Source organism: Pseudoalteromonas sp. 5Ae-yellow (assembly GCF_014077565.1).
Taxonomy (GTDB): domain Bacteria; phylum Pseudomonadota; class Gammaproteobacteria; order Enterobacterales; family Alteromonadaceae; genus Pseudoalteromonas.
In genome coordinates, this window is sequence record NZ_JACGWD010000007.1 from 1 (window position 1) to 14,409 (window position 14,409).

15 protein-coding genes and 1 pseudogene are annotated in these 14,409 nt (G+C 37.3%); 11 read left to right on the forward strand and 5 right to left on the reverse strand.

Going from position 1 to position 14,409, the window contains the following annotated elements; all coding sequences use genetic code 11:
- The first annotated feature begins 148 nt into the window (after positions 1 to 148).
- The 3 genes from H4J63_RS03270 (at position 149) to H4J63_RS03280 (ending at position 1,835) form a co-directional block, all read left to right on the forward strand.
- Complete coding sequence (locus H4J63_RS03270) at positions 149 to 370, forward strand: hypothetical protein (RefSeq protein WP_002961860.1); 222 nt, start codon at positions 149 to 151, stop codon at positions 368 to 370.
- Between the two features lie 656 nt (positions 371 to 1,026).
- Positions 1,027 to 1,263 carry a hypothetical protein gene (locus tag H4J63_RS03275; RefSeq protein ID WP_154903156.1) on the forward strand — a complete coding sequence of 79 codons (237 nt, stop codon included), beginning with the start codon at positions 1,027 to 1,029 and terminating at the stop codon, positions 1,261 to 1,263.
- A gap of 146 nt (positions 1,264 to 1,409) precedes the next feature.
- Complete coding sequence (locus H4J63_RS03280) at positions 1,410 to 1,835, forward strand: retropepsin-like aspartic protease (RefSeq protein ID WP_182194499.1); 426 nt, start codon at positions 1,410 to 1,412, stop codon at positions 1,833 to 1,835.
- A 116-nt stretch (positions 1,836 to 1,951) separates the two neighbouring features.
- Here the strand turns inward: H4J63_RS03280 and H4J63_RS03285 are convergent, their stop codons facing one another.
- Positions 1,952 to 2,986 carry a methionine synthase gene (locus H4J63_RS03285; protein ID WP_002960922.1) on the reverse strand — a complete coding sequence of 345 codons (1,035 nt, stop codon included), beginning with the start codon at positions 2,984 to 2,986 and terminating at the stop codon, positions 1,952 to 1,954.
- A 78-nt stretch (positions 2,987 to 3,064) separates the two neighbouring features.
- On the reverse strand, positions 3,065 to 4,042 hold the full coding sequence (locus H4J63_RS03290; RefSeq protein WP_002960920.1) for a DUF1852 domain-containing protein: 978 nt from the start codon (positions 4,040 to 4,042) through the stop codon (positions 3,065 to 3,067).
- Positions 4,043 to 4,670: 628 nt separating this feature from the next.
- Between H4J63_RS03290 and H4J63_RS03295 the strand changes: the two genes are divergently transcribed.
- The 7 genes from H4J63_RS03295 (at position 4,671) to H4J63_RS03325 (ending at position 11,732) form a co-directional block, all read left to right on the forward strand.
- Complete coding sequence (locus H4J63_RS03295; RefSeq protein WP_002960918.1) at positions 4,671 to 5,420, forward strand: spermidine synthase; 750 nt, start codon at positions 4,671 to 4,673, stop codon at positions 5,418 to 5,420.
- 136 nt (positions 5,421 to 5,556) lie between these two features.
- Positions 5,557 to 6,570, forward strand: a complete 1,014-nt coding sequence (locus tag H4J63_RS03300; protein ID WP_182194502.1) for a DUF5924 family protein — start codon at positions 5,557 to 5,559, stop codon at positions 6,568 to 6,570.
- A gap of 72 nt (positions 6,571 to 6,642) precedes the next feature.
- Positions 6,643 to 6,879, forward strand: a complete 237-nt coding sequence (locus H4J63_RS03305) for a hypothetical protein (RefSeq protein WP_182194504.1) — start codon at positions 6,643 to 6,645, stop codon at positions 6,877 to 6,879.
- Between the two features lie 381 nt (positions 6,880 to 7,260).
- A complete protein-coding gene (locus H4J63_RS03310; RefSeq protein ID WP_182194507.1) occupies positions 7,261 to 8,064 on the forward strand; it encodes a hypothetical protein in 804 nt (267 codons plus the stop codon).
- Positions 8,065 to 8,339: 275 nt separating this feature from the next.
- Entirely contained in the window at positions 8,340 to 8,999 is a 660-nt protein-coding gene (locus H4J63_RS03315) for an NADPH-dependent FMN reductase (protein ID WP_165743825.1), read from the forward strand.
- Between the two features lie 267 nt (positions 9,000 to 9,266).
- A complete protein-coding gene (locus tag H4J63_RS03320) occupies positions 9,267 to 9,716 on the forward strand; it encodes a hypothetical protein (protein WP_182194510.1) in 450 nt (149 codons plus the stop codon).
- A gap of 198 nt (positions 9,717 to 9,914) precedes the next feature.
- On the forward strand, positions 9,915 to 11,732 hold the full coding sequence (locus H4J63_RS03325; protein WP_182194513.1) for a protein kinase domain-containing protein: 1,818 nt from the start codon (positions 9,915 to 9,917) through the stop codon (positions 11,730 to 11,732).
- A gap of 106 nt (positions 11,733 to 11,838) precedes the next feature.
- Here H4J63_RS03325 and H4J63_RS03330 read toward each other — a convergent pair whose 3' ends face one another.
- Together H4J63_RS03330 and H4J63_RS03335 are read right to left on the reverse strand one after the other, a co-directional pair.
- Entirely contained in the window at positions 11,839 to 12,369 is a 531-nt protein-coding gene (locus H4J63_RS03330) for a hypothetical protein (protein ID WP_182194516.1), read from the reverse strand.
- 13 nt (positions 12,370 to 12,382) lie between these two features.
- A pseudogene (locus H4J63_RS03335) lies at positions 12,383 to 13,230 on the reverse strand (YHYH protein).
- Between the two features lie 205 nt (positions 13,231 to 13,435).
- Between H4J63_RS03335 and H4J63_RS03340 the strand changes: the two are divergent.
- Complete coding sequence (locus H4J63_RS03340) at positions 13,436 to 13,867, forward strand: DUF3859 domain-containing protein (RefSeq protein WP_182194518.1); 432 nt, start codon at positions 13,436 to 13,438, stop codon at positions 13,865 to 13,867.
- Between the two features lie 97 nt (positions 13,868 to 13,964).
- Here the strand turns inward: H4J63_RS03340 and H4J63_RS03345 are convergent, their stop codons facing one another.
- Entirely contained in the window at positions 13,965 to 14,381 is a 417-nt protein-coding gene (locus H4J63_RS03345) for a VF530 family DNA-binding protein (protein ID WP_002960902.1), read from the reverse strand.
- Positions 14,382 to 14,409: the final 28 nt, after the last annotated feature.

The following is a 14,409-nucleotide window of genomic DNA, read 5'->3' on the forward strand; positions in this document are numbered from 1 at the left end:
ACAATATCAAACACTTCTATATTCTGCGTAAAAATACAGTAATCAATTGAACCAAAATAGGAACTCAGCTATGGTTTGTTTATCAATAAAAACAAATTTAAAAACGAGTTAATCTACAGGCTCGTTATAACCAAAGGAGCTGTAGTGGATGGAATCAAAAGTAAAGTTAACTGGTGGCACGTTATTCGTAATAGCGTTAATTGTTCTCTTTTTGGGGAATGCACGTTCCATAGAAATTGTAGAAAAACTAGATGAGATACAGTCTGATGTTTCTAGCTTAAAAAGTGAAGTTGCATCTTACAAGCAGCAAGTTGAAATATTGAAAAATGAAAACCTTAACTTAAAAGAACAGCTTAGAAGTGGTAATTAGTTATAACAAGCTGTTAAACAAGGACAATGCTCCTGACCCGTTTTAGTGGACACCTCCTCATCACTTTGAGGAAAATAATGATTAGGATGACACCTATCCTAATCATTAGGAAAAAAGCCAACAAAAACAGTATGAAGAGTGCATTATTATAAATAATGAATCACTCAAAAAGCTGAGCTATGTAGATAAAATAAAAGTAAAAATAGAGAGCCCAATCAGGCTACGATAGCTGTTTATTAAAGAGTGGCAAACGATTTGGTTGTATTAAACCGACTTACCTTTAGATAAAAAGCGGAATATTACGGTGAATAAAGGCATGAATAAATTGATCTTACGGGGTCAAGCGAAAGTGAATGCTTTTACTTTATTGTGTTGCAACTGTATTGCCTTGTTCATAATATAGAAAAGCTGCAAAACACGATGCATTAAGAAGGGTAAGCCCTCATACTCTAAATAAAAGCCCCTCAAACACCCGTAATCTCTTCCAAAAGGCCAATTAAAACAACACCAAATTCCCACTTTATATTCTGCGTAAAATTACAGTAATCAATTGAACCAAAATAGGAACTCCGCTATGGTTTGTTTATCAATAAAAACAAATTTAAAAACGAGTTAATCTACAGGCTCGTTAGGTGTTTCTCAAGTTTGGAGTTCAAATGGGATTTAAGTTTTGGATCGTTAGAGCATTAAAAGTATTTCTTGGAGTAGCAGCCTTACTTTTTATAGTTGAGTTGCTTAAACAGCATTCAGTACAAGAAGCATTAATTTTTGCTTTTATTTGGTCTTCAATAACAACAGCAGTATTCATATGTTCAAGACTATATCAATCACGTAAAGGTGTAGAGTGTGCTTTGTGTAATGATATTCCAGACAAAAGTGATAAAAACAGCTAACAAAACGCCCTGAGGTGGGCGACTAGTAAAATTTGTCTATTAATTGCAAATTTTAATAGTGGCGCTTTAAAGCCGCTAAATAAGTCGATTCATCGTAGGGTGTATTCGTTTTCCAACACCTAAATAAAATCTAACATGGAACGTATATGAATTTATCTGAAGGCAAAACTGTAATTGAGTTTGAAATATCAGAAACAGGCCACCAAATTGTTGAAGCTAAAATTAACGGTAAATTGTTACGTTTTATTTTAGATACTGGCGCTGGAACATCTGTTTTAGACAGGGGATGCCTAAGTGAGTTAGGCATTGAAGAGACACTAAATGTTGAGAATGCAGCAGGCTTGGGCACTTCGGATCACGCTATGGGGAATATAGAAGTTCATTCAATTGAGTTTGGAAATGCCTTGTTTGAAAGTCCTGACTTTGTGTCACTTAATCTTGACCATGTTCAGGTAGCGGGTGGTGAAAAGGGAGTACATGGCTTGTTAGGCTCTTCCTTTTTTACTCAATACCAAGCAGTTATCGATTTTTCAAAAAATAGGTTGGAGCTTTTTAATAAAAAAATTAAATAACTAACCTAAACTTTGTTCTTTAGTCGGTTTAAGCTAACGCACCATGTTTATGGGTTTTACTATGACATGGTGCGACAGTTGTTATTGTTTACAATTTGTATTTTAAAGCTACTTTTCTAGTTCTTTTCTAATAACTCTTTTCTTATAATTTCAGCCCCTGCGCTCAAGGCATTTAACTTGCCGTTAGCTATATGGTGAGGTAGTGGAGCCATGCCGCAGTTTGTACACGGGTAGAGCTTGTCGGCATCTACAAATTGCAGTGCTTTACGTAGCGTATTAGCTACTTCTTCTGGCGTTTCGATAGTGTGATTTGCTACATCAATTGCGCCTACCATTACTTTTTTACCGCGAATAAGTTCTAGTAAATCCATTGGTACATGCGAGTTATGGCACTCTAGTGAGATAATATCGATATTAGATTGCTGAAGCTTAGGGAATGCTTCTTCGTACTGTCGCCATTCAGATCCTAGTGTTTTTTTCCAATCTGTATTTGCTTTAATGCCGTAGCCATAGCAAATATGCACGGCGGTTTCGCATTTAAGACCTTCAATTGCTCGCTCTAAACAGGCAATTCCCCACTCATTTACTTCGTCAAAAAATACGTTAAACGCGGGCTCATCAAATTGGATGATATCAACGCCTGCGGCTTCTAACTCTTTTGCTTCTTGATTAAGAATGATGGCAAATTCCCACGCTAGTTTTTCGCGGCTTTTATAATGATCGTCATAAAGCGTGTCAATCATTGTCATAGGGCCTGGCAATGCCCATTTAATAGGCTGTTTGGTTTGCTTGCGTAAAAATTTAGCGTCTTCAACAAACACAGACTTTTGACGGCTAACAGGGCCAACAACAGTGGGTACGCTTGCGTCGTATCGGTCACGAATTTTTACTGTTTTACGTTTTTCAAAGTCAACGCCATTTAGGTGCTCTATAAATGTAGTTACAAAATGCTGCCTTGTTTGCTCGCCATCGCTAACAATATCAATGCCTGCTTGTTGCTGGTCGAATAATGACAAACGTAGGGCGTCGTGTTTTCCTTGGGTTAATTCATCACCTTGTAATTTCCAAGGTGACCAAAGTGTTTCTGGCTCTGCAAGCCATAAAGGCTTAGGTAAACTGCCTGCGGTAGATGTAGGTAGTAATTTTTTCATAATAAATAATGCCGTATATTTTAGTTAATTATTAAACGTATCGTTAAGCGCGTTATTACTGCTTGTTGCTATTAGTTGTTATGACAGATAGCTAGTAGAGAATTGCTCAAGAACTCTTTGGTACGGCTTGATAAAATGCTCTTGCGCAAACTTGCCTTGCTCGTTTGCTAACTTGCCGCGCTCTTCTCGGTCATACACAATTTGCGTTAGTGAGTGGTCCAAGTTTTTTAAGTTTGGTTTATATGATTTACCCGCTGTTGCGTTGGCATTATAAATCTCTGGTCTGTAGATTTTTTGAAACGTTTCCATCGTACTAATGGTGCTTATAAGCTCAAGATTGCTGTAATCATTAAGTAAATCACCAAAGAAAAACAATGCTAAAGGCGCTGCACTATTTGGCGGCATAAAGTAACGTACCTGCAAGCCCATTTTTTTGAAGTATTGCTCAGTTAAAGACGATTCATTTGGCTCGTATTCAACGCCAAGTACCGGGTGTTGGTTTTCAGTGCGGTTGTAGGTTTTGTTATCTGACACACTTAGACATATAACCGGTGGTTTTTTAAAGTTTTGTTTGTATGTATCCGAATTAACGAATGACTGAAATAGTTTGCCATGTAAAACCCCAAAGTCATCTGGAATGCTAAATTGAGACTTACCTTTATTATGCTCTTGTAGAAGTACGCTAAAATCGTAGTCGCGCACATACGATGAAAAGTTGTTTCCTACAATACCTTCAATGCGTTTATTTGTTTTATGATCAACAATATTTGTTTTTAATATTTCGATAGAGGGGAAGCTTTCGCCGCCATCTTCAATACCTATTTCAACAGAGACAATTTCAAGCTCAACAGCATAACGCTCACCTTTGGTATTATCCCAGTGGGCTAGGGCATTAAAACGGTTGTTAATCATGTTTAAGGCGTTACGTAAGTTTGCTTTGCGGTATTCACCTCTGGCTAAATTAGCAAAGTTGGTTGTGATACGCGTATTAGTTGATGGATGATAATTTTCGTCGAGTGAAACGCTCTTAATATTAAATGTAAAATCTTTTTTCATCGTGTTTATATCCAATTTTATAATTTAAACCTGATTGATGCTTTGCGCTTTACTAGCCTTACAACACAACTTACTGAGCTGGCTTAGCTGGTTTAGGTATTCAGCAGCTTTAAGTTGTTAGCAATAGTGTTTAGCGCTAAGGGATGAGTAATTTATACTTTGATTGGGATATGAAGAAAAACGGTTTAATTTCACATAAAACATGAGTCATATTCATTAATCATTATTGTTAGATTCGATTACGTAGTAATTGACGAAAAAAAGGCACAAATCGATAAAAATAAGGTATGGATGTTTAGCCGTTTAGACTTCCTTTGTGCTGACGTGTACTTTATTCATGTTGAACATGAGGAATATTCAAAGGGGTTTTTTATTGCTATAACAGTACATTAGCCAAATTTTTAGTAGGTTAAGTCGTTGCTTGTACTAAGAGTCATCACTGGGAAAGTTTTAATTCACTATAAAAGCATATACTTCAGCTCATCTAGCCTAAATGATAAACCGACTTTTTTGAGTACGTATATAAATGCTTGTAAATTAATAAAAGCGTTATTAGTCATATTAGTAGCAATGGTAGTACGTTAACTAAGTTATACTCGTTTTTCATCACTTCACCTATTGAGTATTCGTGGATATCAAAGGCACTTGTATTGCATCAACTATTGATGAGCATGGCCCTGTTTATGTATATCAAACAAAAAAGAATCTAATTCTCAGCTTTGACGGAAAAATTTATCAAAGCTGTATTAAGTTAAATAATATTAACGGGTTAAGCTTAGCTTATACGCAAGCTATGATGGCTGCGCTTTTTTTTATACCAAATTTAAAAACCGCGATGATAATGGGACTTGGGGCGGGCTCTATAGCAAAAAGTCTTTATCATGCGTTTCCTGCACTAACTATACATACCGTTGAATACCGTAAAGCCGTTGCTGAAATGGCTATAAAATATTTTGAACTGCCTGTGTCAGAACGTTTGTTTATTCACATTGATGATGCGGCAAACTACATGAAAAAAACGCAGATAAAAACGGATGTTATTTTTTCTGATTTATATAGCTCAGAAGGGATGGAATCAGATCAGGTGCAATCATCCTACTTACGTGATTGTAAAAATGCGCTCACTTTTGATGGTGTTTTAGTACTTAATATTTGCCATACCAAAGTTGGGCAAAGAGAAGAGTTCGATCAACTACTTGATAAAGAATTTGCAGGACAGATTTTTAGTTTTATTATTGAAGGCGGCAATAAAATTGTTTTTGCTTTTAACAATAAAATGCCAGTACTTAGTGAGGATGAATTACTTGCTAAGGCTCACACGTTACAAAAATTAATAAACGTAACAATGACGCGCTATGCCGAGCTTTTATTTAATTAAAAATGGTTAGTTTGATGTACTGTTAAATGGCGCGTTTGAATCCATCCGTCTATCTGTTGTTCATTTAAACTTGGTTAAACTAATCATACTCTGAATAAAAATAATAAAGTACGTACCCGTACGGAAACACTCATACATGGATTACTGTAAAAATATAATCGCTAAATTTATAAGCGCGATGCAAAAGCGGCCTGGATTATTGGCTGTATTGGCGTTTTTGTCGGGCGTTGCCAGCTTTGCACTTGTAGATAGAAAAGAGTCTTTTTCGCAAGTTATTGCGATATTTTTACTTTTTAGTTGGTTGTGGCTAATTATTGATAATTGGCTACGAGACAAAGTAGAAGAAAAATTTGGTGTGGCTGTATCTCCTAATGTAATGCGTTTTGCTCTACAAATGGTACAACAAGAAAGTCTATTTTTTGCTTTGCCGTTTTTTTTAGCGGTTACGCAGTGGGACCATCCTCAAGCGTTTTTTACCTCCCTCATTGTGGTATGTGCGGTTATATCGGTAATCGACCCCTTTTATTATAAGAAGCTTGCTAAAAACCTTACGTTATTTAGTGTGTTTCATAACTTTGCTTTATTCGTTGTTTTACTTGTTACCTTACCTATTTTGTTAAACCTTACAACGAGCCAAAGTTTAGCTGCAGCCCTTGTAACGGCTGTAGTGGTTACTCTTCCGAGTTTAAACAATTTAATGCCTAATGCACGCTGGTGGCGTTTTCCTATTCTTGTATTGATTTTATGTGCATTGAGCACTGCTGTGTGGCAATTAAGAAGCTATGTGCCTCCTGCAGCGCTGCGATTAACCGATATTACGTTAGCTCATGAAGTTGATTTACAACATAAAAAGCCAGTTGGGAGTATTAAACAGTTAGACTCTTATACACTGCATCATCAAGGTTTATATAGTTGGACCGCTGTTAAAGCACCAAGAGGCTTAAATGAAAAAATATTTCACGTGTGGCTTCATAATAAAAAGGAAGTTGATCGGATCACGTTAAATATAAATGGCGGAAGAGAGCTAGGTTACAGAGCATGGACCCACAAGGTAAATTTTCCTAGAGACTCTGTTGGTAAGTGGCAAGTAAAAGTAGTCACCGAGTCAGGTCAGCTAATAGGTTTAACGAAATTTACTGTTACACCTTAATTAACTTAGCTGGCTGTATTTTAAACACATAGCTTATATAGTTTTTGTATTCCAAACTAATGGACATAGTTAATGAGTATTGTATTTGAGATTTTTATTTGGCTAATAGTTGATACTGGCTTGAGCTTTTTATTTTACTCGACCGGTTGGCTACTATTAAAAGCGGTTACGTTTGGGCTGTATAAAAGCGAGTTTAAAGACTTTGCATCTTATAAAGCGAGTAAAGCTAGAAGAGTCGACCTAACCTTCTTACTCGGTTTTGGTTTTTATGTTGCACTGATTGTCCTTATGGCTTATTTAAGTCATTAAATTTGCAAATAAATTAGGTTAAGAATAAGCAGCCTATTGAGTTGTTGCTGCTTATGTTTGTCCCGTTACCGCACTTTTTTACACTTTCTACTTATAGCTTTCCTGTTTTTGCAATAGGGAGCGCCTCACCGTGAGTACTATAACTATCATTTTAACTATTAAATTAAGTACCTGCTAGAGCATTGCTCGATGCATATATGGCTTTGGCTTATTGGTTAAAATCCGAGCTAATTGCAACTTGTAGTTTATGGATAATACTTAGTAAATACTTCAAATCTAATAAATAAAACAATAAGTGTGCATCCATTTATTGCGCTAACACGTTTTATAACAATACTATGCGCCACTTTTTACCATTTATGATGGTTTTGGACTTAATAAATGACTCACTATTTAAAATATGTATTTGTTATTATGACTCTCGCGGGAGTAAATACAGCTTACGCACAAGCAAAAACACAAGAGCACTACCAAGAGCTTGAAGTGGGCGTAGGCGGAAATATTAAGCATACTAATAATAACGTAAATTATAAAAATAAAGAGTTTGATTTACATATTCCCCCATTATGGGAGAGCCGATATGTTACCGAAGGTCGAGATAACTTTGCGGGTAATGGTATTGCATCAATTGCTACTGAGGTTAACTATAAAAACTTTGCGGTGATCCCTTGGGCGGCCAAAGGTATTAGTAGTGATTATTCAGAGCTTAATTTAAATGCTATTTATACCGCTCACTTATCTGAGCGGATAGAGATGTATGTAGGCTATAACTATATTAAAGCTCGCGAAGATGGCATTGATGCTCACGATAATGAGCTGAGCCTCGACGTTGCGTATTTTTATGCGGACGATATTCAGTTATTAAGTAGTGTTTATCATTCATTTGATGCCAGCGGTACATTTTTGGATATGGCAGTAAAAAAAGATTTTTATATTAACGATTTACTATCAGTAGATATTCAATCAGGCGTGGGGTTTAATGCGGGGTATGTTAGTGATGGGCACAACGGAGTAAACAACGTTAAGTTTACTGCAAACTTGTCGTATCGGCTTTTTAATCAGTTAGCCCTATACACATATACAAGCTATAGCATTGCAGTTAATAAAGATGAAAAACGCTTTGTAGGTGACGAGGCACTTCGAAATATATTTTGGGGTGGTGTAGGGCTAAGTTATCAATACTAGGGCGTACTTTTTCAAGGTTGAGTTTGAAGCAGTGTGTTTTACTTTTAGGCAGTTCAGAGCCTACTGGGTAAAACTCTTGCTGCATGATTAAATCGATCTTAGGGTCAAATAGTAACACACGATAAAATATGTTTAACGGCGCGGTTGTTGCTAAATTTCAGTTTTAAATTTAATTATTATTATGCTTTGAATCAATAAACAATGCGTATGTGTAATACACAATAACTAAAAAATGTTAGTGTTTAGCTATCGTTTAAAAAAGTTGAGAATTACATATGAAGTTTTTAGTATTTTTAGGCACAGTACGCGATAGCACTCCACCAAAACCAGCTCGCTTAGGCTTAAGGGTTTCTAGGGCTTGTATAGAATGCTTAACAGAGCATTTTGGCGATCATGAGTTTGAGCTAATTGATGCGTTGGATTTTCCTAGCGAAAACGTATTTAAACCACACTTTGCATACGCTAAAAGTAATGCACCTACAGAGCTCACTCTATTAGCTGATAAAATTAAAGCCGCAGATGGATATATAATGATTAGCCCTGAGTACAATCACAGCATGAGTCCAGCTCTCGCTGACTTACTTAATCATTTTGGTAGCTCACTATTTTCGTATAAACCAAGTGCAATAGTTACTTACTCAGCAGGACAGTGGGGTGGTGTAAGAGCGGCCATTAGTATGCGCACGTTTTTATCTGAACTTGGCTGTTTGCCGGTATCGGCTATGATCCACGTGCCAAAAGCGCAAGATGTGTTTAGTGAGGATGGCAAACTTGTTGCAGGAGAGAGTCAATCATCGTGGTTTAATTATTTCTCACGCACGTTTGGCCAACTAGTATGGTGGGCGCAGGCTGCTAAAGAGCATACCGAGGTGGTTGACCCACAAAGTTTGCTAAAAAGCTTTAAAACAGATCCCTCTCAACGCAATGCGCCTTAATATCCGCTAACTAATTGCTTGGATTGATTATAGAAACACAGCTGCATATAGTGGTATCATTAACGCTACATATTTTTAATAATGCATAATACCAATTCGCAATAATAGTTAATCAATTTAAGGGATTAAATCGCTAACTGCATTAAAAGTTTCTGATATAGAACAACTCAATAACGAAATTTTTGCTGTGTTTTCCAAACGATTTTCTTGTCTCAAAATAGATCACTGAATTATGCGAATTGGTGTAAGAAACAAGGAAATTGTGTCTTGAAATATCTAGCCTTACTAAGTGTGCTAACGCTTAGTGCATGTAGTTCTGTTCCCCATAAAATTGAAATGAGCCAAAGTACGGCAGCAAATATGAACCTTATTGCTTTAACTGAGCAAAGTGCACCAAAGGGTGTTGCTGGCACTTACCAGTTTCATATTAAAGCGGCGGGAGCTCAGGGGAGTTGGTTGTATTTAAATACAGAAACTGATTATCGTGATAGGCGTTCTATTACGATATCAATACAGCCCAATGTGGTAGCAGAGCTTCAAAGTAAATACGGGCAACCAGCAGACACCTTTTTTATTGATAAAACAATAGAAGTAACAGGCGAAGCTAAACGAGTAACTATCGATTTTATGAGCCGTGATAGAGCCACTAATAAATATTATTATCAAACGCACATAGCTGTGTCATCAATTAAGCAGCTTCGTGTTATAGAAAGTTAGCAAAAAGCAATGCACTGTATTTATATACAGTGCATCGTGAAAGCTTTCTTTGAGCTTTAACGTTTACAATTAAATTTACTGTTCTGGCGCTATTTTAGCGCTGTTTTATTCAACGATTTCAAAACTCCTATTTAACCTATTGTAATCTCATTACATAAAACTAATAATTAGTTAGTTTTATAAGTTTGAGTACCCGTATTGAAAGCCAAAGAAATCCGCAATTTTTATATCAACGAAGAGCAATCTGTTTATTTGCTTTCGCACCGCGATGCTAAAAAACACCGCCAGTGGCTTAATATTTGTATTAAGCAGCTAACACTGCTGGGCTACAAAAACGTTGAAATGATTGGCTCGGGTGCTTTTGGTTTTGTGTTTGCAGGTGATGACGATAACGGCTTACCTTGGGTATTTAAGTTTTCGCGTATTACACTTGCCCAAAGTGTACGCGACCGCCTAGAAGACGAAGCGTATATGCTTTCGCAAATTAATAACCCCTTAGTGCCTACCTTTTATGCATTTGAGCGAATTAAAAAACAAGGGATTTTAATGATGGCTCGCGCCATTGGAGAGGACCTTGAAAAAGTATCGCTTAAAACAGGGCGCTTTAGTGCCGCGCAAATAATGACGCTAGCTGTTAGGTTACGTAATGTATTAATTGATTTACGTGGCCACAAAAATGGCGTTAGCCCACAACCTATAGTGCATGGCGATATAAAACCTTCAAACCTTGTTTGGGATGCAAACACTAATGCGCTTTCGTTAGTGGATTGGGGCAGCTCTGTGTATGCACAGCTCGATAGTGATGGTAATCCTGTTGCGAGTAACTTTATGGATTTAATGTCGGGCGATTTAAGCACAACGAATGCTCGTATGGGCGATGTGTACTTTATTGGCGAAGCGCAAATGTCGGGAGAGCAATCATCCCCACGATTTGACGAACAAGGTGTAGCCGCTACGTTATATGCGTTAGCGTCGGCGCAGTCGTGCCGCTTTGGTGCGCAAGCCATCCCTGCAAGCAGCTTAGGGCTCCCAAAAGAGCTGGCTAAGGTGATTGATGGCATGCTGTCAAAAAGTAAGGCACAACGTGATGGTGCAGGTGATTACTTTATGCGTAACATTACAACTATGGCCAAAATGTATTTACCTGAGCTTGATAAAAAACAAAGAAAAGCAGATATCCCTTTTTGGTATGGTAACGACGAGCAGCCCGACACGGTGGTATATAGTTCACGAAAACAGTTTTTACGCCAAGCCGATCATAACCAGCAATTACTAGATATAAACGACGCGCAACTTGACCGTTATTATAAAGAGTTTTTGTTTGATACAGGCGATACCGAAAAAGCATTTTTAGCATCAATAAGCCGATTAGCTAAGTACCCTGTAGTAGGTGGGCTTGGTTTTCATTGGAAGGATGAGTCAATGTTTGTTGAATCATCTTTAATAATGCATGACGAATCATTGGGTGATGCGTTTAGTGATGCGATTAATAACACAGTGATGCTTGCGCAAGCGATTAATCAAAAAGGGTTATTTAAGTGTTGTTTGTTTGACGCCCGTAAAACCATTCAACTAGAGCGAGATGGCACCGGTGCATTTAAGTTTGATAGCCTACCAGAGCTTGAATACGAAGTTGTAAGCATGAAAGCAAACGACATAACCCGCCCGCATTCATACTTTGAAGACGGTAAAGACCCTGATGAGCAACTACAGCTACCAAAAAAAGTTATTAAGTGCGTATTTGAGCTTAACCAAATTCATCATACGGGGTGTATTATTTTTGAAGCACTGCCTGACAGAATGAAGATTCACCATTACTACCGCTTACTCGATTCGAGCAAAGAGGTTGAGTTTAAACGTTTGCTAAATAAGCTTATGCAATACGCAGTAAATATTACGGACGTGGGTGTTGCGGGCTTTATGAAGTTACCATATAAAAACACCCGTGAGTTTAGTTTATGTGAGCAGCAACAAGAGCATTATTTTCCTAAAAATCCCAAGCTTGTATCTTTATAGAAAGAACCCTTCACTAAAGAGTGTTAAATAACAAGACAAAGATAAAAAAGAGCACAAATTGGTTTAACTTGTACTCTTTACTACTTAATTATTTAGGTAAGTATTACTAATTATTAAACACCTTACTAAAGGGCGACGTTGGTGATAGCTCAAATTGATGAGTTAGCTTTTGCGTTTTATTAGTCGCTGTAATTTGATAATGCTGCTTGTGCTCATTGTTACTAAATAGCTTAACGTTAAAGTTAACTTTGGTTAGTTTACTTGGCAAAGAGTAGCGCCCAGTAATGGTTACTTGGTCTATATTGTCGCTTTTATGTTTATGCGACGCTTCTGGGTTTAGTAAAAGTCCATCAATAGTAAATTTATACTGATGATCCGCTAAATAAACGTTCTTTTTAACTCGCTTAGTTATTAGTTTTTTATGAGCGTTAAACTCAATTATTGACACTTTGCCATCCTTGTTTTCATCAACCCCTTTAAAAGACGACATAGGGATTGAAAGCACAATAAACACGTTATTATCAACAAAATTCAGCGTACCGTGCTCTGCAACCATTAAATGCGCGTTTGCTAATGTTGATGTACTCAATAAGCCCAATGTGGCCACACTTAACAGATAATTTTTCATATAAGGCATAACTTACTCCTAATTAAACTTCGCCTTTAACGCAGCGTTGAAAAAACGGATAAGTGTCTGTTGCGTAGTAGTGGTATATCCCTTGAGGAAACTCAGGTGTTACGCCAACGCGGCCATTACATTCGTCTAAATCACCAGAGCCTGCTACGTATTCCCAATCTTGTGCAAATGTACCTAATGGGTATATATAGGTAGAAGGGCGGTTTGCGCTTACAGATGTTATGTGTTGGTAACTACCGGTCATTACGGTTAGCGCTGAGGTTGCATCATTTGAGTCTAAATAGCCGTAACGTGCATAAATAGGAAAGCCGTCTGCTGCCCAGCCTATTAGAGTCATAGTGGAGCTATTGCCACCTCTCAGTGTTACAAAGCCTTCAGGCATACCATGATAATGATAAGTGCCATCGGGTTGTACGTGTGCATTGTTGTCGTCTGTTCCAAAACTAAACGTGTCTTGGCTTAGGGCTTCTATATTCCAGTTGCCGCTGTTGTCGCCTAAATCGCAATCGGTGCCAGAATCATCACAACTTCCGCCTGTGCCTGCGTCTATTTTATTGCCATTAAGTACAACGCCTATCATTCCACGAGGACCACCAAGCATAGTTGCTTGTGTTGTTTCTATAGGCTCAAGTGTGTAGCTTTCATTTACTGATTGTTCAGAAATAGTATTTGGGTTGAACTGCTGGTACCTGTGCCATTATCTGTGGTGGTTTGTGATGAGCTTTCTGTAGTTTCTGAGCTATCAGCTATGCCTTCTCAACCTCCACATGCAACTAACGATGAAACAATTAAAGCAAGAGAAGTGAGCTTTAAAGCATTTATCCTATTTCGATTTTTATTATTAAGTGTGTATTGTTTCATTGCTGCCTACCTGATCAATTAAGTTACTCAAACAATAATCAGCAATTGTGCAAATAGTGTGTAAACAATGATGACAAATTAGCAATGATGTAAATAGGCGAAGTATTAAAGCTAAGTTGAGATTTAACTTTATTGGATTGTGTTTTATTTTAAAATTTCAAAAGTTAAACTAATGCAAAAATAGCTAATATAAAAGGTTACCTTAATGGCTAAAACTAAACCTGTAGTGACGTTACAAAGTCACGGTATTTACTCTAAGTGGGATAGCGAAAGTAAAGCATTGCCACAAATAGAGCAATTTACAACAAATGTAATAGCTGAGGTAGATGTTGAGTTTGGCTTAATCGTAAATATTAAAAAGGGTAAAGGCGAAAAGCTTCACTATTGTATATACCATCCAGATATTCCAGACAGTGACGGGGGTGTAATGGACCCCTTTGAAGGCGATGTATACGTTAAAAACAGTGATTGGAACTTTTATTTAGGCGACACGCTTTGGTTGCCAATAGAGAATAAGTTGGGTGATTGGCGTATGACGATTGAGCTAAATGGGAAAATTATTGCTGATAAAACTTTTAAGGTGGCATTAGAGGCAGAGCGTACTGAAACAGATTTTTGGAAAAACCGAGGGTATTGATTTCTATTTGTTAGCTATATGGTTGGATGTAATAAAAATTAATAAAAGAGAGTTGTAGAGCCAATTAAAATAGCTCTACAAAATTAAATTAGTGTGTTTAGTTACCCCAAGGGTTACTAGAATTAGAGCGTTGTTTGCGATCACGAGCACGTTGCTTTGATGCTTTTTTTTCCATAATACGTTTTGCATCACTAAAACTTAACTCACATGGCTCACCAGGTTTATGATCAGCTGGGATCACGCGATCACGTGGCGGTAATTCGTATTGCACATCATCAGGTCTAGGTAAGTTTTTTAGGCGATAAAGGTAAAAGTTATCTACTTTTTCTTGTGCCCATTGTGTTTTACGTAAAAATTTAACCGCTGACTTTATATCAGGATTGTTTTTAAAGCAGTTAAGTTGTAAATAAGCGTGTAGGAGCTCCCACCCGTATTGTTCAACCAGCTCTTCAACCACTTGTTCTAATTTAACGCCTTGCAGTGGATTATTACTGAAAAGTTCTTGGTTGCTCATAGGTGTTGCCTCGTTATTAAAATACAAA